Raw genomic sequence first — 21,002 nt, 5'->3', positions numbered from 1 at the left:
CCCACATTCGCTTCAGCGCTGCTCAGGGCAGTGCTCAGGCAGCGACGACCTCGACGTTGACCTTGGCGGCAACCTCGGGGTGCAGACGCACGGTCGCCTCGTGGGCGCCCAGCGTCTTGATCGGCGAGCCCAGCTCGACGCGGCGCTTGTCGACCTTCGGGCCGCCGGCGGTCTCGATCGCCGAAGCGACGTCGGCCTGCGTGACGGAACCGAAGAGACGACCGGCGTCGCCGGAGCGGACGGCCAGACGGACCTTCGTGCCCTCGAGCTTGGCCTTGATCTCGTTGGCCTGCTCGATGGTCGCGATCTCGTGGATCTTGCGGGCGCGGCGGATCTGCGCCACGTCCTGCTCGCCACCCTTGGTCCAGCGGATGGCAAAGCCACGCGGGACCAGGTAGTTGCGGGCGTACCCGTCCTTGACGTCGACGACGTCGCCGGCGGTGCCGAGGCCGGAGACCTCGTGGGTGAGGATGATCTTCATCTTTCGGTCACCCTTCCCTTATCGCGCGGTGGACGTGTAGGGCAGCAGCGCCATCTCACGGCTGTTCTTGACGGCCGTGGCGACGTCACGCTGGTGCTGCGTGCAGTTGCCGGTCACGCGGCGGGCACGGATCTTGCCGCGGTCGGAAATGAACTTCCGCAGCATGTTCGTGTCCTTGTAGTCCACGTACGTGACCTTGTCCTTGCAGAAAGCGCAGACCTTCTTCTTAGGCTTGCGCACAGGCGGCTTCGCCATGGTGTTTCTCCTGTGTGATCAAGAAGTGTGGGGTGAGCCCGGCCCCGAGGGAGTGATCCCTAGAAGGGGGGCTCGTCCGAGTAGCCGCCGCCGGAGCCGCCGGAGCTTCCGCCCCAGCCGCCACCGCCGCCGCCCTGCTGCTGGCCGCCGCCGGCCGGCGCACCGGTCGCCCAGGGGTCGTCGGCGGGAGCACCGCCGCCACCCTGCTGCTGACCGCCGCCGGAGCCACCGCCCCAGCCGCCGCCCTGCTGGCCGCCACCGCCGCCGCCGAAGCCACCACCCTGGGCACCGCGACCACTGGTCTTGGTGACCTTGGCCGTGGCGCTCTTCAGGCTGGCGCCGACTTCCTCGACGTCCAGCTCGTAGACCGTGCGCTTGACGCCCTCACGGTCCTCGTAGGACCGCTGCTTCAGCCGGCCCTGCACGATGACGCGCATGCCTCGCTGGAGCGACTCCGCGACGTTCTCCGCCGCCTGACGCCAGACCGAGCAGGTCAGGAACAGGCTCTCGCCGTCCTTCCACTCGTTGGTCTGCCGGTCGAAGGTGCGGGGAGTGGACGCGACACGGAACTTCGCGACCGCCGCACCGGAGGGGGTGAAGCGCAGCTCGGGATCGTCGACAAGATTGCCGACGACCGTGATGACGGTCTCGCCTGCCATGGGGTACCTCTCGGCGGGTTTGCTGCGGACTGCTTGCTGCTACTCGAATCCCGATACCGCTGAACTAGGAAGTTCAGTGGGTCTCGGGGCGGAGGACCTTGGTCCGGAGGACCGACTCGTTCAGGTTCATCTGGCGGTCGAGCTCCTTGACGACCGCAGGCTCGGCCTGCAGGTCGATGACCGAGTAGATGCCCTCGGGCTTCTTCTTGATCTCGTACGAGAGACGACGACGGCCCCAGGTGTCGACCTTCTCCACCTTGCCGTTGCCCTCACGGACGACAGACATGAAGTTCTCGATCAGGGGGGCGACGGCGCGCTCCTCCAGATCGGGGTCGAGGATGACCATCACTTCGTAGTGACGCATGTGGAACCCACCTCCTTTGGACTCAGCGGCCACGGTCGTTCCGTGGCAGGAGGGTTGTTATGCGTGAGCAACGGTATCGGCCACCACTGACAATCGGGTCTCGCGAGGAGAACCTTGCAGATCAGTGGGTATCCATCCCTTGCCGGGACGTGGGCAGACACCGATGCAGACGGTACAGACTACCCGCACCTCGGCTTCCGGTTGAAATCCGACAGTGGACAGCCGCAGTCTGTACACATCGGGTGTGTATGGCGCTACGATGCGCCGCCTTCCGCAGGAGGTGCCCTCATGGCACAAGCAATGCGACCGAACAGCACCACAGCCGGCTCTCTCTTCGCCTCGGACGGGAAGTCCCATCCGCTCCCGGACACCCTGCTCGCGGTGACCGTGGTCCTCGGGGCGATCGCGATCATCTCGTCGCTCTGGACCGGGCTCCATCTCCTCAGCTCGTGGACGGGCCTGGTGGGAATCCTGACCGGGGCGTACGGCCAGTTCGTCTCGGAGACGACCCGCGAGCGCTTCGGGCTGATCCTGGGCCTCGGCGCCTCGGCCGTCGGCTTCTTCATCGGCATGGCCCACGGAGGCCTCTTCGGCGGGGTCATCGGCTGACGTCCGACCACCGGAAGGGGCCGACCTTCCATACGGCCAGTCGGGGCGCTCACAGGGCGCAGTAGGCTTCGGCGCGAGAGCCGGAGCCCCTGTACCCATGGGGACACACCAGCCCGAGGAGCGCCCCGAATGAGCCTGACCCTGCGGACCATCAGCCGAGAGCAGCATCTGGCATACATCCAGAGCCTGCCGTCGGCCAGCCACATGCAGGTCCCCGCATGGGCAGACGTGAAGGCGGAGTGGCGCTCCGAGAACATGGGCTGGTTCGACGACAAGACCGGCGAGATGGTCGGCGCGGGCCTCGTCCTGTACCGCCAGCTGCCCAAGATCAAGCGCTATCTCGCGTACCTGCCCGAGGGCCCGGTCATCAACTGGTACGCGCCGAACCTCGAAGAGTGGCTGCGCCCGATGCTCGCGCATCTGAAGGCGCAGGGCGCCTTCTCCGTGAAGATGGGCCCGCCGGTCATCATCCGCCGCTGGGAGGCCCCTTCCATCAAGAAGGGCATCCAGGACCCGGATGTGAAGCGCCTGCGCGACATCGAGGCGGACTTCATCGAGCCGCGCGCCTTCGAGGTCGCGGACAAGCTGCGCCGCATGGGCTGGCAGCAGGGCGAGGACGGCGGCGCCGGCTTCGGTGACGTCCAGCCGCGCTACGTCTACCAGGTGCCGCTCGCGAACCGCTCCCTGGAAGAGGTCCACAAGAACTTCAACCAGCTGTGGCGCCGCAACATCAAGAAGGCCGAGAAGGCCGGTGTCGAGGTCGTCCAGGGCGGCTACCAGGACCTCGAGGAGTGGCAGCGCCTGTACGAGATCACGGCCACGCGCGACCACTTCCGGCCGCGCCCGCTCTCGTACTTCCAGCGCATGTGGACGGCCCTCAACACCGAGGACCCCAACCGCATGCGGCTCTACTTCGCCCGTCACAACGGCGTGAACCTGTCGGCCGCGACGATGCTCGTCGTCGGCGGTCACGTCTGGTACTCGTACGGCGCCTCCGACAACATCGGCCGCGAGGTCCGCCCCTCGAACGCGATGCAGTGGCGGATGCTGCGCGACGCGTACGCGCTCGGCGCCACCGTCTACGACCTGCGCGGCATCTCCGACTCGCTGGACGAGACGGACCACCTCTTCGGTCTGATCCAGTTCAAGGTCGGCACGGGCGGCCAGGCGGCCGAGTACCTCGGCGAGTGGGACTTCCCGCTCAACAAGCTGCTCCACAAGGCGCTCGACATCTACATGTCGCGCCGCTGACCACCCGGCACAATTCACGTAGCTCCGTACTCCTCACGAAAGGTTCCGGGACCGGCCATGGCGCTCACGCTCTACGTCGACACCGCGCGCTGGCGGGCACACCACAAGCACGTGCTCGAGCAGTTTCCGGGGCTGGTCCCCGTGTGCAAGGGCAACGGCTACGGCTTCGGCCACGAACGCCTCGCCGAGGAGGCGACCCGTATGGGGTCGGACGTCCTCGCCGTCGGGACCACGTACGAAGCCGCCCGGATCAAGGACTGGTTCAGCGGTGACCTGCTGGTCCTGACCCCGTTCCGGCGCGGCGAGGAGCCGGTTCCGCTGCCCGACCGCGTCATCCGCTCCGTCTCCTCCGTGGACGGCGTGCACGGCCTCGTGGGCGCCCGCGTCGTCGTCGAGGTCATGTCCTCGATGAAGCGGCACGGCGTCAGCGAGCAGGATCTGCCGCAGCTCGCCCACGCGATCCAGGACGTGCGCCTGGAGGGCTTCGCGATCCACCTGCCGCTCGACCGCACCGACGGCTCGGACGCCGTCGAGGAGGTCATCGGCTGGATGGACCGGCTGCGTGCCGCTCGTCTGCCGCTCCACACGATGTTCGTCAGCCACCTGAAGGCCGAGGAACTGGCGCGCCTGCAGCAGCAGTTCCCGCAGACCCGCTTCCGCGCGCGGATCGGCACGCGGCTGTGGCTGGGCGACCACGAGGCGACCGAGTACCGCGGCGCCGTCCTGGACGTCACGCGCGTCGCCAAGGGCGACCGGTTCGGCTACCGCCAGCAGAAGGCCGCCTCCGACGGCTGGCTGGTGGTCGTGGCGGGCGGTACGTCGCACGGCGTGGGACTGGAGGCCCCGAAGGCGCTGCACGGCGTCATGCCGCGCGCCAAGGGCGTCGCCCGGGCCGGCCTCGCCACGGTGAACCGGAACCTGGCGCCGTACGTCTGGGCCGGTAAGCAGCGGTGGTTCGCCGAGCCGCCGCACATGCAGGTCTCGATCCTCTTCGTGCCGTCGGACGCCCCCGAGCCGAAGGTCGGCGAGGAGCTGGTGGCCCATCTGCGGCACACGACCACGCAGTTCGACCGGCTCGTGGACCGCTGAGCGCCTCCGGGCACACGTACGTACGCGAAAGGCCGGCCACCCGATGGGGTGCCCGGCCTTTATGCGCCCTGGTGAGCTCGCTCAGGGGGCGCGGTAGGGGTTGGTGTCGTCGGGGTCCGCGTCATGCGGCGCCCGGCCGTGCGACTGCTCGTACGACTGCTCGTAGGGCGCCTTGCCCCAGTCCACGGTGGGCGGCTGCCCGTCGTGCTCCTGGCCCTGTTCGAGGTGCCACGGCGCGAGGGCCGCGTGACCGACGACGAAGCGGTCCCCGGCGCCGTCCAGGACACCGCCCGACGGATCGTCGTCCCCCGCGCGTCGTACGACGTCGCGCTCGGGCAGCCAGATGTCGCGCACGACGACCGCGCACAGGTACAGCGTCCCCAAGAGGTGGACGGCGATGGCCAGTTGATAGCCCTCGGTCGGCAGGCCCTGGTGCTTGTCGCCGCTGGTCGTGTACGCGAGGTACAGCCAGATCCCCAGGAAGTACGCGACCTCGCACGCCTGCCAGATCAGGAAGTCCCGCCACTTCGGCCGCGCCAGGGCGGCGAGCGGGATCAGCCACAGCACGTACTGCGGCGAGTAGACCTTGTTGGTGAGGATGAAGGCGGCGACCACCAGGAACGCGAGCTGCGCGAAGCGCGGCCTGCGCGGCGCGGTCAGCGTCAGGGCGGCGACACCCAGACAGGACAGCACCATCAGGGCCGTGGCCAGCGTGTTGACCACATCGGTGTCGAGCGGTGTGTCCATGTGCTGCGAGATGATCAGCCAGAAGGAGCCGAAGTCGACGCCGCGTTCCTGGCTGAACGTGTAGAACTTCGACCAGCCCTCGGGTGCGAGCAGCATCACCGGCAGGTTCACGATCAGCCACGAGCCGGCCGCGCCGAGCAGCGCCGTACCGAACGCCCGCCACTTCCCGGCCCGCCAGCACAGCACGAACAGCGGGCCGAGGATGAGCACGGGGTAGAGCTTGGCGGCGGTCGCGAGCCCCAGCAGCACGCCGAAGGCGAGGGCACGTCCGCGGGACCACATCAGCATCGCGGCCGCGGTGAGGGCCACGGCGAAGAGGTCCCAGTTGATCGTGGCCGTCAGCGCGAACGCGGGCGCGAGCGCCACCAGGAGGCCGTCCCAGGGCCGCCTGCGGTGGGTGCGGGTGACGCAGACCGCGATGATCACGGCGCAGATCATCAGCATCCCCGCGTTGACCATCCAGTAGACCTGCTCCTGGTGCTGGATGGTCCCGCTGCCGGGCGTCAGCCACGCGGCGACTTCCATGAACACACCGGTGAGGACCGGGTATTCGAGGTAGTCCATGTCGCCGGACAGCTTGTCGAAGTAGGGCACGAGTCCGTCGGCGAAACCGCGCCCCTGGTAGAGGTGCGGGATGTCCGAGTAGCAGGCGTGGGTGTACTGCGAACTCGCCCCGTAGAACCAGGCGCCGTCGTAGCAGGGGAATTTCTGCACCATGCCGAGCGCGAACATGCCGAGCATGACGAGCGCGATGACGCGGACGGGGGTCCACCAGGAGCGGCCCAGCAGCGCCCGCCGCCCCACCGGCCCACCGATGAACTCGCTGCCGACCGCGGCGACCTCGTCTTCCGTGGTCGGTCTCACCAGCTCCGGCTGTTGCGGGTTCACATGCGTCGTCTCTGCACTGGGCATGCCGCACATCCTGCCGTACGGAGCTGAGAACGGGGCGAGGGCCGCCGCACCCGGTCGGTGCGACGGCCCTCGCCTCACGTGAAACACGGAGTGTTTCACGTGAAACACGCTGAGTTGCGGCTAGCCGGTGCCTCCGAAGAAGCCACCGTTGCCGTTCCCCTTGGTATTTCCGGTCTCATCGGTGGGACTCGCCGTCGGCGATGAGGTCACCCCGCCGTCGGTCGTTCCCCCGGTGTCGGTGCCGCCGGTCGCTCCACCGTTGTTGTTGCAGTTCCAGTCCCACTGGCTGCACGACTCGCTGGGCGACGGGGACTGATGGCCCGGCGGGGTCTTGCTGGGCGACGGGGTCGCCGTGGCGGTGTCGCTCGGGGACGGCGTGGCGGACGGCGTGGGCGTCGGGCTGGGGGTGTTGCCGACGATCGTGCCGATCTTCTCCGGCTCGGGGAAGTCCCCATGGTCCACGTCCTTGAGCGCGGCCGCCATGTAGTCCTTCCAGATCTGCGCCGGGATGTCACCACCGTGGATGGACTCGACACCGCCGGTGCCGTTCATGGAGAGAAGCTCCTTGCCGTTCGACCGGGGGTCGGTACGGAACAGCGTGACGGCGGTGGAGAGTTCCGGCGTGTAGCCCACGAACCAGGCGGACTTGTTCTTGTCCGTGGTACCGGTCTTGCCGGCGACGGGGAAGCCGATGTCGGCGACCTTCTTACCCGTACCGTTCTTCACCACGTTCTGGAGCACGTCGGTGACGTTGTCCGCCACCGACGCCTTCATGGCGCGGGTCGGCTTGGGCGCCTCGAAGCCGCGGAGCTCGGTGCCCTCCTTGTTGACCACCTTGGTCACGGAGTACGGCTCGGTGTGCTCCCCCGACGTGGCGAAGGACCCGTACGCGTCGGCCATGCGGATGGCGCTCGGCGTGGACGTACCCAGCGAGAAGGAGGCGTTGCCCAGGTTCCCCGAGTCGAAGCTCGACTTGAGGATGCCCATCTTCTCGGCCATCGTGCGCGTCTTGTCGAGGCCTACGTCGATGCCGAGCTGCACGAACGGCGTGTTGATCGACTGCTCCATCGCCTTGCGGAGCGTGACGTTGCCCCAGGCCTTCTCGCCCTCGTTCTTCTGACGGAACGGGGTCCCGTCGGCGGCGCGGATGGGCTCGCCGTTGCGGTCCTTGATGATGGCGAGGTCGTTGCCGTTGTACCGGCTCAGCGGCGAGATGCCTTCGTTGTCCGACTTGTTCGTCCCGTACTCCATCGCAGAGGCCAGGACGATCGGCTTCCACGTCGAACCGACCGGGACACCCACCGTGTTCGCGTTGTTCGTGTAGTGGTCCTTGTCGTAGCCGGCACCGCCGTACAGGGCCACGATCTTGCCAGTGTCCGGCTCCACCGAACCGGCGCCGAACTGGACGTACTTGTCCTTGGCGCGGTGCTTCGGGTCCAGGAAGCTCTTCTCGGTGGCCTTGACCGACTTCTCAAGCTCTTCGACCTTCTGCTTGTTGAAGGTCGTGTAGATCTTGTAGCCGCCCTTTTCCAGGTCCTCGGGCGAGATGTGGCTCTTCTTGGTGACGTAGTCCTTGGCGATGTCCACCAGGTAGCCCGTCTGCCCGGAGAGCGCGGACTTCTGCTTCTTGAACGCAGGGAAGCCCTTGAGGCTGTCGCGCTTCGCCTGAGTCATGTTCCCGACCTCGACCTCGCGGTCGGCGATCCACTTCCAGCGCCCCTTGGCGCGCTCGGTGTTGAGCTGCGACGTCGCGTTCGAGCCGATGCCGCCGTCGGGGTTGTAGAGGTTCGGGCCCTTGAGGACCGCCGCCAGGAAGATGCTCTGCTCCTCCGTGAGCTTCTTGGCGTCTACATCGAAGTAGGCGCGCGCGGCGGCCTGGATGCCGTAGGCGTTGCGGCCGAAGTACGCGGTGTTGAGGTAGCCCTGGAGGATGTCGTCCTTGTCGACCGTGGCGCCCACCTTCACCGAGATGAAGAGCTCCTTGGCCTTACGGGAGATCGACTGGGACTGGTCGTCCAGCATCGCGTTCTTCACGTACTGCTGGGTGATGGTCGAACCGCCCTGGGTCTCGCCGCCCTTCGCCATGTTGAACATGGCGCGCGCGATACCCATCGGGTCGACGCCCGAGTCGTCGTAGAACGAGGCGTTCTCGGCGGAGATGATCGCGTTCCGCATGGACTTCGGGATGTCCGCGAGGTCGACGATCTGACGGTTCTGCTGACCGCCCGTGGCCGCCATCTGCGTGCCGTCGTCCCAGTAGAAGACGTTCGACTGGGCCTGGGCGGCCTCCGCCTCGACCGGTACCGACACGATCAACAGGCCGATGCCGAATGCTCCTATCCCCAGGAGCATGAAGCCGAAGCACGTGCCGACGACCTGCTTCCACGACGGCACGAAACGGGCGAGCCCGTACTTGCCGGAGCGCGGGTAGTCGATGAACCTCTTCTTCTCCGGACGGCCTCTGCCGCGCCCGGGACCGTTCGGCCCGCCGGGACCGCCGCCGCGACGGCCGCCGCCACCGGCACCGCCACGTCCGGCGCCGCCGTCGGGAGCCCTGCGCCTGCTCCCGGTACCGCGCTGGGAGGCCCGGCGTGCTTCCGCCCGGCCTCCCCACTGACTGTCCTCGCCCGCATTGCCGTACGAGCCCGATGACCTCGGGGCGCCGTAGGAATCGGACGGCGATCCGGTGCTGCCGCGCGGGGCCGCACGGCGGCCCGACGGTGCTCCGGACGCTCCGCGACGGGCCGCGGCGCGCCCGCCGCCCTGCGGCTGCGGCGGCTTGCGACGGTGCTCGCTCATCGAACGACTACTCCTCGGGCAGGCGCGGCATCGCGCGCCTGGAAACGGCGTCTGGTTTCCGGTCCCCCCGACATACGGATGCGCCTCTTCCGGCACTCACCCGCACTGCACCAGGGACGACGACGCCCCCACGCGTCACTTGGTTCCCGGTGTTTTGCATGGCGGACAGACTACGCACCGTCAAAACCCACCTAGGGCCGAAGTTCACCCCAAATCAGGCAAGTTGCTTCCTACGAATCGGTGATGTGACGCCGTTCACCGTGATCCCTCTTGTCGCCGTCGCAGGGTCGTTCTATCGTCGAGATGTATCGAGCCGATACATCAGCACGACATAAAGAGTCGATACACGGGCCCGCGACAGTGAGGAGGCGATCATGAGTCGGCGCTCCGGCATCCTTGAGTTCGCCGTACTCGGCCTGCTCCGCGAGTCCCCGATGCACGGCTATGAGCTGCGCAAACGACTCAATACGTCGCTGGGGGTCTTCCGCGCCTTCAGCTACGGGACGCTGTACCCCTGCCTCAAGACGCTGGTCGCCAATGGCTGGTTGATCGAGGAACCGGGCACAGGTCCCGCCGACGCTCCTGCCGCTCCACTCGCAGGGCGTCGCGCCAAAATCGTCTACCGGTTGACGGCGGAAGGTAAGGAGCACTTCGAGGACCTGCTCTCGCAGACCGGCCCCGATGCTTATGAGGACGAGCACTTCGCCGCGCGATTCGCCTTTTTCGGGCAGACGTCGCGCGACGTGCGAATGCGCGTTCTCGAGGGCCGTCGCAGCCGGCTGGAGGAGCGTCTGGAGAAGATGCGCCTCTCCTTCGCCCGCACCCGGGAGCGCCTCGACGACTACACGCTCGAGCTTCAGCGGCACGGCATGGAGTCCGTGGAGCGCGAAGTGCGCTGGCTGAACGAGCTCATCGAGAGCGAGCGCGCGGGCCGCGACCAACGGAGCTCAGGCCCGGACGGCGCGGCTCAGCAGGACACATCTGGAGAGACGGGCGGCCTGCCCCGGCACCGGGACAGCACCCGGCCGGATCCGTCCGACGACACCGCCACGTGAAGCCCGGTCAGGGCTTCACCGAGTACACACAGGGAGCAACCGGAATGGGTTCGGTTCGCGTAGCCATCGTCGGCGTGGGCAACTGCGCCGCCTCGCTGGTTCAGGGCGTCGAGTTCTACAAGGACGCTGACCCGGAGGCCAAGGTCCCCGGTCTGATGCACGTCCAGTTCGGCGAGTACCACGTCGGCGACGTCGAGTTCGTCGCCGCGTTCGACGTCGACGCGAAGAAGGTCGGCCTCGACCTCGCGGACGCCATCGGCGCCTCCGAGAACAACACCATCAAGATCTGCGACGTCCCGAACACGGGCGTCCAGGTCCAGCGTGGTCACACGCTCGACGGTCTGGGCAAGTACTACCGCGAGACGATCGAGGAGTCCTCCGAGGCCCCCGTCGACGTCGTCCAGATCCTCAAGGACAAGCAGGTCGACGTTCTCGTCTGCTACCTGCCCGTGGGCTCCGAGGACGCGGCGAAGTTCTACGCGCAGTGCGCCATCGACGCCAAGGTCGCGTTCGTCAACGCTCTTCCGGTCTTCATCGCCGGCACCAAGGAGTGGGCGGACAAGTTCACCGAGGCGGGCGTCCCGATCGTCGGCGACGACATCAAGTCGCAGGTCGGCGCCACCATCACGCACCGTGTGATGGCGAAGCTGTTCGAGGACCGCGGTGTCCGTCTTGAGCGCACCATGCAGCTCAACGTCGGCGGCAACATGGACTTCAAGAACATGCTCGAGCGCGACCGCCTCGAGTCGAAGAAGATCTCGAAGACGCAGGCCGTCACCTCGCAGATCCGCGACCGTGAGCTGGGCGAGAAGAACGTCCACATCGGCCCGTCGGACTACGTCGCGTGGCTCGACGACCGCAAGTGGGCGTACGTCCGCCTCGAGGGTCGTGCCTTCGGTGAGGTTCCGCTGAACCTGGAGTACAAGCTCGAGGTCTGGGACTCCCCGAACTCGGCCGGTGTCATCATCGACGCCCTGCGCGCCGCGAAGATCGCCAAGGACCGCGGCATCGGTGGCCCGATCCTCTCCGCGTCCTCGTACTTCATGAAGTCCCCGCCGGTGCAGTACTTCGACGACGAGGCCTACGAGAACGTCGAGAAGTTCATCAAGGGCGAGGTCGAGCGCTGACCCGACCCGATGGGCGGCTGCTTCGCTGTTTCACGTGAAACATCCGCTTCCTGAGGGCTGTCGAGGCCCCCGGTTCGCACACGTCGTGCGGCCGGGGGCCTCGCTCGTATGTGAGGCTGTGCCCCATGGCTGTCGTCCGTGACCTGCGCGTACTGCTGCGCCTGCGCGACTTCCGGCGCCTGCTCACGCTGCGGCTGCTGTCCCAGGGCGCGGACGGCGTGTACCAGGTCGCCCTCGCCACGTACGTCGTCTTCTCCCCGGAGAAGCAGACGTCACCCGCCGCGATCGCCTCCGCGATGGCGGTGCTGCTGCTTCCCTACTCGCTCGTGGGTCCGTTCGCCGGCGTCCTGCTCGACCGCTGGCGCCGCCGCCAGGTCTTCCTCTACGGCAACCTGCTGCGGGTGCTCCTCGCGTCCGCGACGGCCGTCCTGATGCTGTCCCACGCTCCGGACTGGCTCTTCTACGCGTCCGCCCTGTGCGTCACCGCGGTCAACCGGTTCGTGCTCTCCGGGCTCTCGGCCGCGCTGCCCCGCGTCGTCGACGCCGACCGGCTCGTCATGGCCAACTCCCTCTCCCCGACCGCGGGCACCCTCGCCGCCACGCTGGGCGGCGGCCTCGCCTTCGGCGTGCGCATCGTCGCCTCGGACTCGGACGCCGCGGTCGTGCTGCTCGGGGCGGCCCTCTACCTCTGTGCGGCACTCGCCTCCCTGCGCATGGACGTACAACTCCTCGGTCCCGACCCGGAGTTGGTCCAGCCACGCCTGGGCACCGCTCTCTCCGGCACCGCACGGGACCTGCTCTCCGGTGTACGCCACCTGGTCTCCCGCCCGGCCGCGGCGCGTGCTCTGGCAGCCATGACGGTCATGCGGTTCTGTTACGGCGCCCTGCTCGTCATGGTGCTCATGCTGTGCCGGTACGCGTGGTCGTCCACGGAGTCCGAGGGCCTGGCCCTGCTCGGCCTCGCGGTCGGCATCTCCGGTGCGGGCTTCTTCGTCTCGGCCGTCATCACTCCGACGGGCGTGGGCCGCTTCGGCGCGGGCGGCTGGATCATGCTCTGCGCCGGGTTCGCGGCCGTCCTGGAACTCGCACTCGGCCTCACCTTCGAGCCCACGCCGATACTGGTGGCGGCGTTCGTTCTGGGCCTCACCACCCAGGGCGCGAAGATCGCCACGGACACCGTCATCCAGTCCGCGGTGGAGGACGGCTTCCGCGGTCGGATCTTCTCCGTCTACGACGTCCTCTTCAACGTCGCGTTCGTCGGCGCCGCCGGCGTGGCCGCACTGATGCTGCCGACCGACGGCCGCTCGGTCCCCCTCGTGATCCTTGTCGCGGCCCTCTACGGGGCGGTCGCACTGGCGATGTCCCGCTCGCGGCGACAGTGAGCGCCGCGATGTTTCACGTGAAACATCGCCGTCCTCCACACATGACTCGGGGCTCTGTTTCACGTGAAACAGAGCCCCGAGTCATGGCATGCGCGTCAGTCCTGCGCGCTCTCGGCCCACCACTCCTTGAGCGCTGCCACCGCCGCGTCGTGCTCCATCGGGCCGTTCTCCAGGCGCAGCTCCAGGAGGAACTTGTACGCCTGGCCGATCACCGGCCCCGGCCTGACATCCAGGATCTCCATGATCTGGTTGCCGTCGAGGTCGGGACGGATCGAGTCGAGCTCCTCCTGCTCCTGAAGCCGCGCGATCCGCTCCTCAAGCCCGTCGTAGGCACGCGACAGGGCGTTGGCCTTGCGCTTGTTGCGGGTCGTGCAGTCGGAGCGGGTCAGCTTGTGCAGCCGGCTCAGCAGGGGCCCCGCGTCCCGCACATAGCGGCGTACGGCGGAGTCCGTCCACTCGCCGGTGCCGTACCCGTGGAAGCGCAGATGCAGCTCGACGAGGCGCGAGACGTCCTTCACGAGCTCGTTGGAGTACTTGAGCGCCGTCATGCGCTTCTTCGTCATCTTGGCGCCCACCACCTCGTGGTGGTGGAAGGAGACCCGGCCGTCCTTCTCGAAGCGGCGGGTGCGCGGCTTGCCGATGTCGTGCAGCAGCGCCGCGAGGCGCAGGGTCAGGTCGGGGCCGTCGGTCTCCAGCGCCATCGCCTGCTCGAGGACGATCAGCGTGTGGTCGTAGACGTCCTTGTGACGGTGGTGCTCGTCGCGCTCCAGGCGCAGGGCCGGCAGCTCGGGCAGGACATAGTCGGCGAGACCGGTGTCCACGAGCAGGGAGAGGCCCTTGCGCGGGTGGGCGGACAGGATCAGCTTGTTCAGCTCGTCCCGGACGCGCTCCGCCGAGACGATCTCGATCCGGCCGGCCATCGCCTTCATCGCGGCGACGACGTCAGGGGCCACCTCGAAGTCCAGCTGGGCGGCGAAGCGGGCGGCCCGCATCATCCGGAGCGGGTCGTCGGAGAAGGACTCCTCCGGCGTGCCCGGGGTGCGCAGCACCCGCTCCGACAGGTCCCGGATGCCGCCGTGCGGGTCGATGAAGTCCTTGCCGGGAAGCGCGACGGCCATCGCGTTGACCGTGAAGTCACGGCGGACGAGGTCCTCCTCGATCGAATCGCCGTACGAGACCTCGGGCTTGCGTGAGGTCCTGTCGTACGCCTCCGACCGGTAGGTCGTGACCTCGATCTGGTAGCCGTCCTTCTGGCAGCCGACGGTGCCGAACGCGATCCCGACCTCCCACACCGCGTCGGCCCACGGGCGGACGATCTTCAGAACGTCCTCGGGGCGGGCGTCGGTCGTGAAGTCAAGGTCGTTGCCGAGCCGCCCGAGCAGTGCGTCCCGGACCGAGCCGCCGACCAGGGCGAGAGAGAACCCGGCCTCCTGGAATCGGCGGGCGAGGTCGTCTGCGACAGGCGAGACCCGCAGCAGCTCGCTGACCGCGAGGCGCTGCACCTGGCTCAGGGCACTGGGGTTGTCTTCATTGGCGTTCGGCACAACAGGACAGGGTACGTGGCCCGGGCGGCCCGGGCCGAACCGTTTGCCGGGGCCGCGGAACGGCCGCAGGAGCGGCCCCCTACCCTGGGCCCACGATCTTGTGCGGCAGACCCAGGCACTCAGCCACAGTGCTCCTCGTTACCATGCGTGGACACATCTGCGACCACTGACGACGACGAGGGACGGACGAGCACGTGGCCGAGGCGGCAGACTACCCAGGGATGAGTCCCTCACCTGCCCGCCGACTGCTGCGGCGCAGCGGAGCCCTACTGGCCGCCGCCCCGCTGCTGGCGAGCCTTCCGCTGCTGCCCGCCGCCCCCGCGGCGGCCGCGACCCCGACGGCGGCCAGCGCCTCCGCGACCGGCACGAGCACGGTCGACGTGGCGGTGAACAAGCTGTCGCCCAGCGCGCCGACCGAGGACGACACCCTCACCGTCGTCGGCAAGATCACCAACAACGGCAAGCAGGCCGTGACCGACGCCCACGTGGCCCTGCGGGTGGGCGCTCCCTACGGCGGGCGCTCCGCGATCGAGGACGCCACGAAGAGCGGCACGGGCGGCGCCCCCGACGGCAGGGAGGTCGCGAGCAAGTACGCGCAGAAGGTCGCCGAGCTGGCGCCCGGCGCGACCCGCGACTTCACCCTCTCCGTGCCGGCCGAGGCCCTGGAGCTCGACGCCGACGGCGTCTACCAGATCAGCGTCGCCCTGATGGGACAGACCGCCGCTCAGCCCTACGCGCAGACCCTCGGTATCCAGCGCACCTTCCTGCCCTGGCAGCCCGGGGGCGCCGACACGAGGACGAAGACGACGGTCCTGTGGCCGCTGATCTCCGACACGCACCTCACGGCGGAGACCGGCGCCGACGAGGAGCAGACCCCCGTCTTCGACGACGACAGTCTCGCGAAGCAGATCGGCCCCGGCGGGCGGCTCCAGCAGATGCTGGCGCTCGGCAGCGACCTCGACGTCACGTGGGTGATCGACCCCGACCTGCTGGCGTCGGTCGACGCGATGACGGAGTCGTACAAGATCAAGGGCGCGAACGGGCGGCTCACGTCCGGCAAGAACCAGGCGACGGCCAAGCAGTGGCTGAGCGACCTGCAGACGGCCGTGCGGAACCAGAAGATCGTCACGCTGCCGTTCGCCGACCCCGACCTCGCCTCGCTCGCGCACAACGGCACGAAGGTCACCGGCTCCCTCAGCCACCTCAAGGACGCCACGGACGCCGCTGTGCAGACCGTGGACACGATCCTCCACATGAAGCCGGACACGTCCTACGCGTGGCCCGCCGAGGGCGCCGTGGACCCGGACATCGTCAAGGTGGCCACGTCCGCGGGCGCCGACAAGATCATCGCGCGCAGCGACACCTTCCGTGAGGGGGACAACCTCGCGTACACGCCGTCCGCCGCGCGCCCCATCGGCGGCGGTGCCACGGCCGTCGTCGCCGACGCGCGGCTGTCGAACGCCTTCCGGTCCGACATGACGCGGGCCGAGAGCTCCACGCTCGCCGTGCAGGAGTTCCTGGCCCAGAGCCTGATGCTGAACCTTCAGACCGACAAGCAGCGCAGCGTCGTGGTGGCCCCGCAGCGCATGCCCACGGCCAGCCAGGCGCAGACCATGGCGCAGGCGCTGCACGTCTTGCAGGCGGGCACCTGGTCGCAGTCCCAGACCCTGTCCGCGGCCGCCGCCGCGAAGCCCGACCCGGGCGCCGCCACCAGCGTCCCGTCGGCCCGCTCGTACCCGAAGTCGCTGCGCAAGCAGGAGCTGTCGGAGTCGGCGTTCCAGCAGATGCAGAGCACCCAGCGCGAGCTGGAGAACTTCAAGGTCGTCCTCACCGACGAGTCCCGTGTGGTGACGCCGTTCGGCCGCGCGATGGACCGCGAGATGTCCACGTCCTGGCGCGGCAGGTCCGGGGCGTCCAGCGCCCTGCGCAACAGCGTCGGTGGGTACCTGTCCGGGCTCACCGAGCAGGTGGCGCTGATCGACAAGTCCACGGTGCGGCTCTCCGGGCGCAGCGCCACCATCCCGGTGTCGGTCCAGAACAACCTGTGGCAGGACGTCGACCACCTGGTGCTGCGGCTCACCTCCGACAACGGCACCCGCCTCCAGATCGGCGGCGGTACCTGGCAGGACCAGCAGGTGAAGGTCGCCAGCGGGCACAGCCAGTCCGTGAAGTTCACCACCACCGCCAAGGCCACGGGCCCGATCAAGGTCTACGCCCAGCTGTTCACCGAGGACGGCCACCCCTACGGCGCCCCCGTCCCCTTCACGGTCGAGGCCACCGAGGTCACCCCGACCGTGATGCTGGTCATCGCCGGCGGCTTCCTGCTGCTCGTCCTGGCCGGGTTCCGGATGTACACCCAGCGCAAGCGCGCCGCCGCCAAGCCCGACGACGACACCCCCCAGGGTGACTCCGAAACGGCGGCGCAGGACGAGCCGGCGGACGAGTCGGCGTCCACCGCCCGGGCAGACGTTCCTCAGCAGCCGAGTGACCCGACGGCTGACACCGCTTCGGAAAGCACGGCCCCGTCGGGCCCGGGTGAGAGAGTGGACCGTTGAGCGATGTCGTGGCCGGTGGGCCGGGGACGATGAGGTGGGGTATCCATGAACGCGCCGTACGACGGTGACCGTGGCCAGGGCTCGGGCGGCTCTGCCTCGGGCGACGGCCGCCCGTACGCCGGATCCCAGGGGACCGGCGGGCAGGTCCCGCCGCCCCAGTCGTCCTCCGACGGGTACCAGCAGGACGCGTACCTTCAGGACGCCTTCGACCAGGACCCGTACCGGGCGAACGACCTGGCCGCCCAGGACCCGGTGACCGAGGCGCTGTACGACCGCGCCGCGCACCCCCCGCCGCCCCCGGGCACGTACCAGGCGCAGCCGCTGTACGCGCCGCCGCCCGCGAACCAGTACCAGCCGGACCCCCGGGTGTGGGCCCAGACGCCCGCGCCGGAGCCGGAGGGCCCCACCCAGTACCTGCCGTACGGCGACGACGCCCGTACGACGCAGTTCGTGGGCGTGGACGACCTCGTGACGCAGGCGAGCGAGGAGCACCACGAGCCCGACGCGTTCGCGCACCTCTTCCGCGACCAGCAGCCCGGCTACACCGGGGGCCGCCCGACCACCGAACCGGTCGACACCCCGACCACGGCGCTCGGCCCACCGCTGACGCCGCCCCCGCCGGCCGCTCCCGCCCCGGCGCCCGCGCCGAAGAAGGGCGGCCGCGCCTCCAGTCTCATGAAGTCGAGCGCGGTGATGGCGGCGGGCACGCTCGTCTCCCGCCTGACCGGCTTCGTGCGCACGATGGTGATCACCGCGGCGCTCGGCGCCGGTCTGCTCGGTGACACCTGGACCGTCGCATACACGCTGCCGACGATGATCTACATCCTCACCGTGGGCGGCGGCCTCAACTCGGTCTTCGTACCGCAGCTCGTGCGCGCCATGAAGGAGGACGAGGACGGGGGCGAGGCCTATGCCAACCGTCTCCTGACCCTCGTGATGGTCGCCCTCGCGGCGATCGTCGCGCTCGTCGTGTTCGCGGCGCCGCTGCTGATCCACCTGATGTCGAGCACGGTCGCCAACGACCCGGACGCCAACAGCGTCGGCATCACCTTCGCCCGCTACTGCCTGCCCACGATCTTCTTCATGGGTGTGCACGTGGTCATGGGCCAGATCCTCAACGCCCGCGGGAAGTTCGGCGCGATGATGTGGACCCCGGTCCTCAACAACATCGTCATGATCTTCACGTTCGGCATGTTCATCTGGGTCTACGGCACCGCCGGCGAGACCAGCATGGGCGTGACGACGATCCCGGACGACGGTGTCCGGCTCCTGGGCATCGGCACGCTGCTCGGCCTGACCGTGCAGGCGCTGGCGATGATCCCGTACCTGCGCGAGACCGGCTTCCGGTTCCGGCTGCGCTTCGACTGGAAGGGCCACGGCCTGGGCAAGGCCGTGAAGCTCGCTAAGTGGACCGTGCTGTTCGTGCTCGCCAACCAGGCGGGCGTCCTCGTCGTCACCCAGCTCGCCACGGCGGCCGGTGAGGCGTCCCCCGTCAAGGGCACCGGCATCATGGGCTACTCGAACGCCCAGCTGATCTGGGGCATGCCGCAGGCCATCATCACCGTCTCGGTGATGGCCGCGCTGCTGCCGCGCATCTCGCGCTCCGCCCACGACGGCGACCCGGGCGCGGTCCGCGACGACATCTCCTCGGGCCTGCGCACGTCGGCCGTGGCGATCGTCCCCGTCGCCTTTATGTTCGTGGCGCTCGGCGTCCCGATGTGCACCCTGCTCTTCGGCTCCAGCGGCACCGAGGCCGCCCAGTCCATGGGATACATCCTCATGGCGTTCGGTCTCGGCCTCATTCCGTACTCCGTGCAGTACGTCGTGCTCCGCGGCTTCTACGCGTACGAGGACACTCGGACGCCCTTCTACAACACGGTCATCGTCGCCGCGGTCAACGCCGCCGCCTCGGCCGTCTGCTACGCGATCCTGCCTGCTCAGTGGGCGGTCGTCGGAATGGCGTTCTCGTACGGTCTCGCGTACGCGATCGGCGTCGGCATCGCCTGGCGGCGCCTGCGCAAGCGGCTCGGGGGAGACCTGGACGGCGCGAATGTGGTGCGTACGTACGCACGTCTGTGCCTCGCATCCGTGCCGGCCGCGGTCATCGGCGGCGGAATCGGGTACGCGCTCACCAAGGTGCTCGGGCACGGGGCCGCCGGTTCGATCGCGGCGCTGGTCATCGGCGGTGCGGTGCTGCTGGGCGTCTTCTATGTGGCGGCGCGCAAAATGCGGATCGAGGAGCTGAATTCGATGGTCGGAATGGTCCGCGGACGTCTCGGCCGCTGAGTCGGCCGGATGTGCGTGCAACCATCGGTGACCACCGCGTGTCGTGCATAGCGCCGGACTGTGGGCACAATTGGCTTTGGCGTCGGAGTGATTGCAACGGATGGGGAGGCAGGAGCGACGGTGGCGGAACGGAGCACGGCTGCCGTCGACGTGGCCGACAACAGCGGTGATGAACCGCTGACCGCCAGCGCGGACAAGGCGGAGCAGACCACGGCCGACGGGGTGGCCAAGACCGAAGAGCTGGACACACCGGCGCGTGAGGAGCCCGCGGACACCGCGGAGACAGGGACTCATGTGAGCCCCGGCACGTCCTCGCCGCCCGAGCTGCACAGCGGCCACAAGCTCGCCAGACGCTACCGGCTGGAAGAGTGCGTCACCCGTCTGGACGGTTTCAGCAGCTGGCGTGCGGTGGACGAGAAGCTCCGCCGCGCCGTCGGCGTGCACCTGCTGCCCGCCGACCACCCCCGGGCCCGCTCCGTACTCGCCGCGGCCCGCTCGTCGGCGCTGCTCGGCGACCCCCGGTTCGTCCAGGTCCTGGACGCGGTCGAGGAGAACGATCTCGTCTACGTCGTCCACGAGTGGCTGCCCGACGCCACCGAGCTGACCGCCCTGCTCGCCGCCGGCCCTCTCGAGGCGCACGACGCCTACCAGATGGTCAGCCAGGTCTCCTACGCCATGGCGGCCGCGCACCGCGAGGGCCTGTCCCATCTGCGGCTCACGCCCAGCGCCGTGCTGCGCACCTCCACGGGCCAGTGGCGCATCCGCGGCCTCGCCGTGAACGCGGCCCTGCGCGGCATCACCTCCGACACCCCGCAGCGCACCGACGCCGAGGCGATCGGCGCGCTCCTGTACGCCTCACTGACCCAGCGCTGGCCGTACGAGAACGACGCGTACGGCCTGTCCGGGCTGCCCAAGGACGTGGGCCTCATCGCCCCCGACCAGGTGCGGGCGGGTGTCCACCGCGGCCTCGCCGAGCTCGCCATGCGCGCGCTCGCCAACGACGGAGCGACGGCGTCCCGCCAGGAGCCCCCTTGCACCACGCCCGAGGAGCTGGTGAAGGCGATCGGCGAGATGCCCAAGATCCGCCCGCCGGAGCCCGCGTTCACCGCGCCTCCGGAGTACCAGCGGACCACGTACCAGCAGGGGACGTACGGCCGCCCGGCCGCGCCCGGCGTCACCCAGCCCGTGCTGGCGCCCCCGGCCCCGTTGCAGAGCCGTACCGGGAAGGCCCTCAAGTGGGCCGTCTCCGCTCTGCTGATCGCGGCGCTCGGCCTCGGCAGCTGGCAGCTCGCGGACGCCCTCATGGACCGTGGCAACTCCGGCAGCTCCGAGACCACGCACACCACCGACGGCGGCGCGGACAAGGACGACAAGAAGCCGGCGAAGCCGCTCACCATCGAGGACGCCAAGGAGTACGTGGCCAAGGGCGACGCCCAGGCGCCGGGCGACGTCGCGAAGACGTACGACGACGACGGTGCCTCGTACTGGCGGACCAAGTCGTTCGTGGACGGCCCCGAGATGGTCATAAAGCCCGGGGTCGGCATCGTCTACGACCTGGGCTCGGAGCAAGAGGTCTCAGCCGCGTCGATAGGGCTTCGCTACGACGGCGACCACACGACGGTCTCGCTGTACGCCTCCGATTCGCTCAGCCCGTCCTCGGTCGACGGTCTGAAGCGGATCGGGCCCAAGACCACCACCGCGAGCAAGTCGGCGAGCGTCGAGGCCGGCAAGCCGGTCAAGACGCGCTACGTACTCGTTTGGCTGACCGCACTGCCCAAGGCGGGCCAGGATGGGTACAGCCAGGCCGGCTACAAGCAGGGCATCACGAACGTGAAGTTCACCGGCTGACGCACCGGGACAGCGGGGCTCGCCCAGGGGGAGGGGGTT

The 21,002-nt window shown here is 69.0% G+C and carries 16 protein-coding genes; 9 read left to right on the top strand and 7 right to left on the bottom strand.

Annotation, left to right across the window (positions count from 1 at the left end):
* Positions 1-34 precede the first annotated feature (34 nt).
* The 4 genes from rplI to rpsF all read right to left on the bottom strand — a co-directional run bounded on the left by rplI (position 35) and on the right by rpsF (position 1,759).
* Positions 35-481 carry a 50S ribosomal protein L9 gene (rplI, locus tag AB0L37_RS02020; protein WP_018529699.1) on the bottom strand — a complete coding sequence of 149 codons (447 nt, stop codon included), beginning with the start codon at positions 479-481 and terminating at the stop codon, positions 35-37.
* Between the two features lie 18 nt (positions 482-499).
* The gene (rpsR, locus tag AB0L37_RS02015; protein ID WP_003949403.1) at positions 500-736 is read right to left on the bottom strand and encodes a 30S ribosomal protein S18; all 237 of its coding nucleotides are present in this window, start codon (positions 734-736) and stop codon (positions 500-502) included.
* Between the two features lie 59 nt (positions 737-795).
* Complete coding sequence (locus tag AB0L37_RS02010) at positions 796-1,395, bottom strand: single-stranded DNA-binding protein (RefSeq protein WP_365498586.1); 600 nt, start codon at positions 1,393-1,395, stop codon at positions 796-798.
* A gap of 73 nt (positions 1,396-1,468) precedes the next feature.
* The gene (gene rpsF, locus AB0L37_RS02005; RefSeq protein WP_164559357.1) at positions 1,469-1,759 is read right to left on the bottom strand and encodes a 30S ribosomal protein S6; all 291 of its coding nucleotides are present in this window, start codon (positions 1,757-1,759) and stop codon (positions 1,469-1,471) included.
* Between the two features lie 288 nt (positions 1,760-2,047).
* Between rpsF and AB0L37_RS02000 the strand changes: the two genes are divergently transcribed.
* The 3 genes from AB0L37_RS02000 (at position 2,048) to AB0L37_RS01990 (ending at position 4,708) form a co-directional block, all read left to right on the top strand.
* Positions 2,048-2,368 (top strand): hypothetical protein, encoded by a 321-nt coding sequence (locus tag AB0L37_RS02000; protein WP_365498583.1) that lies wholly within the window; start codon positions 2,048-2,050, stop codon positions 2,366-2,368.
* 129 nt (positions 2,369-2,497) lie between these two features.
* Positions 2,498-3,619: a peptidoglycan bridge formation glycyltransferase FemX gene (femX, locus tag AB0L37_RS01995; protein WP_365498580.1), complete on the top strand. Its 1,122-nt coding sequence runs from the start codon at positions 2,498-2,500 to the stop codon at positions 3,617-3,619.
* A 57-nt stretch (positions 3,620-3,676) separates the two neighbouring features.
* Positions 3,677-4,708, top strand: coding sequence for an alanine racemase (locus tag AB0L37_RS01990; RefSeq protein ID WP_365498577.1), 1,032 nt, complete (start codon positions 3,677-3,679; stop codon positions 4,706-4,708).
* A gap of 81 nt (positions 4,709-4,789) precedes the next feature.
* On the opposite strand, the gene AB0L37_RS01985 is transcribed toward AB0L37_RS01990, so the two are convergent.
* Together AB0L37_RS01985 and AB0L37_RS01980 are read right to left on the bottom strand one after the other, a co-directional pair.
* Positions 4,790-6,376, bottom strand: coding sequence for a glycosyltransferase 87 family protein (locus AB0L37_RS01985; RefSeq protein ID WP_365498573.1), 1,587 nt, complete (start codon positions 6,374-6,376; stop codon positions 4,790-4,792).
* 111 nt (positions 6,377-6,487) lie between these two features.
* Complete coding sequence (locus AB0L37_RS01980) at positions 6,488-9,166, bottom strand: transglycosylase domain-containing protein (protein WP_365498570.1); 2,679 nt, start codon at positions 9,164-9,166, stop codon at positions 6,488-6,490.
* A 374-nt stretch (positions 9,167-9,540) separates the two neighbouring features.
* On the opposite strand from AB0L37_RS01980, the gene AB0L37_RS01975 reads away from it, so the two are divergent.
* From AB0L37_RS01975 to AB0L37_RS01965, 3 genes are all read left to right on the top strand, one after another.
* The gene (locus tag AB0L37_RS01975) at positions 9,541-10,221 is read left to right on the top strand and encodes a helix-turn-helix transcriptional regulator (protein WP_365498567.1); all 681 of its coding nucleotides are present in this window, start codon (positions 9,541-9,543) and stop codon (positions 10,219-10,221) included.
* A gap of 44 nt (positions 10,222-10,265) precedes the next feature.
* Positions 10,266-11,348, top strand: a complete 1,083-nt coding sequence (locus AB0L37_RS01970) for an inositol-3-phosphate synthase (protein WP_365498564.1) — start codon at positions 10,266-10,268, stop codon at positions 11,346-11,348.
* A 125-nt stretch (positions 11,349-11,473) separates the two neighbouring features.
* Positions 11,474-12,730 carry an MFS transporter gene (locus AB0L37_RS01965; protein WP_365498561.1) on the top strand — a complete coding sequence of 419 codons (1,257 nt, stop codon included), beginning with the start codon at positions 11,474-11,476 and terminating at the stop codon, positions 12,728-12,730.
* 95 nt (positions 12,731-12,825) lie between these two features.
* On the opposite strand, the gene AB0L37_RS01960 is transcribed toward AB0L37_RS01965, so the two are convergent.
* Entirely contained in the window at positions 12,826-14,274 is a 1,449-nt protein-coding gene (locus AB0L37_RS01960; RefSeq protein WP_365498558.1) for a CCA tRNA nucleotidyltransferase, read from the bottom strand.
* Positions 14,275-14,495: 221 nt separating this feature from the next.
* On the opposite strand from AB0L37_RS01960, the gene AB0L37_RS01955 reads away from it, so the two are divergent.
* From AB0L37_RS01955 to AB0L37_RS01945, 3 genes are all read left to right on the top strand, one after another.
* The gene (locus AB0L37_RS01955; protein ID WP_365498555.1) at positions 14,496-16,829 is read left to right on the top strand and encodes a DUF6049 family protein; all 2,334 of its coding nucleotides are present in this window, start codon (positions 14,496-14,498) and stop codon (positions 16,827-16,829) included.
* Positions 16,830-16,874: 45 nt separating this feature from the next.
* Positions 16,875-19,115, top strand: coding sequence for a murein biosynthesis integral membrane protein MurJ (gene murJ, locus AB0L37_RS01950; protein ID WP_365498552.1), 2,241 nt, complete (start codon positions 16,875-16,877; stop codon positions 19,113-19,115).
* A gap of 120 nt (positions 19,116-19,235) precedes the next feature.
* The gene (locus AB0L37_RS01945) at positions 19,236-20,963 is read left to right on the top strand and encodes a protein kinase family protein (RefSeq protein WP_365498549.1); all 1,728 of its coding nucleotides are present in this window, start codon (positions 19,236-19,238) and stop codon (positions 20,961-20,963) included.
* The last annotated feature ends 39 nt before the right edge of the window (positions 20,964-21,002 follow it).

Origin of the sequence: Streptomyces sp. NPDC052225, assembly GCF_040679615.1 — a bacterium.
Lineage (GTDB): Bacteria > Actinomycetota > Actinomycetes > Streptomycetales > Streptomycetaceae > Streptomyces.
The sequence above is the reverse complement of the archived record's forward strand: the minus strand, read 5'-3'. Positions and strand labels throughout refer to the sequence as shown.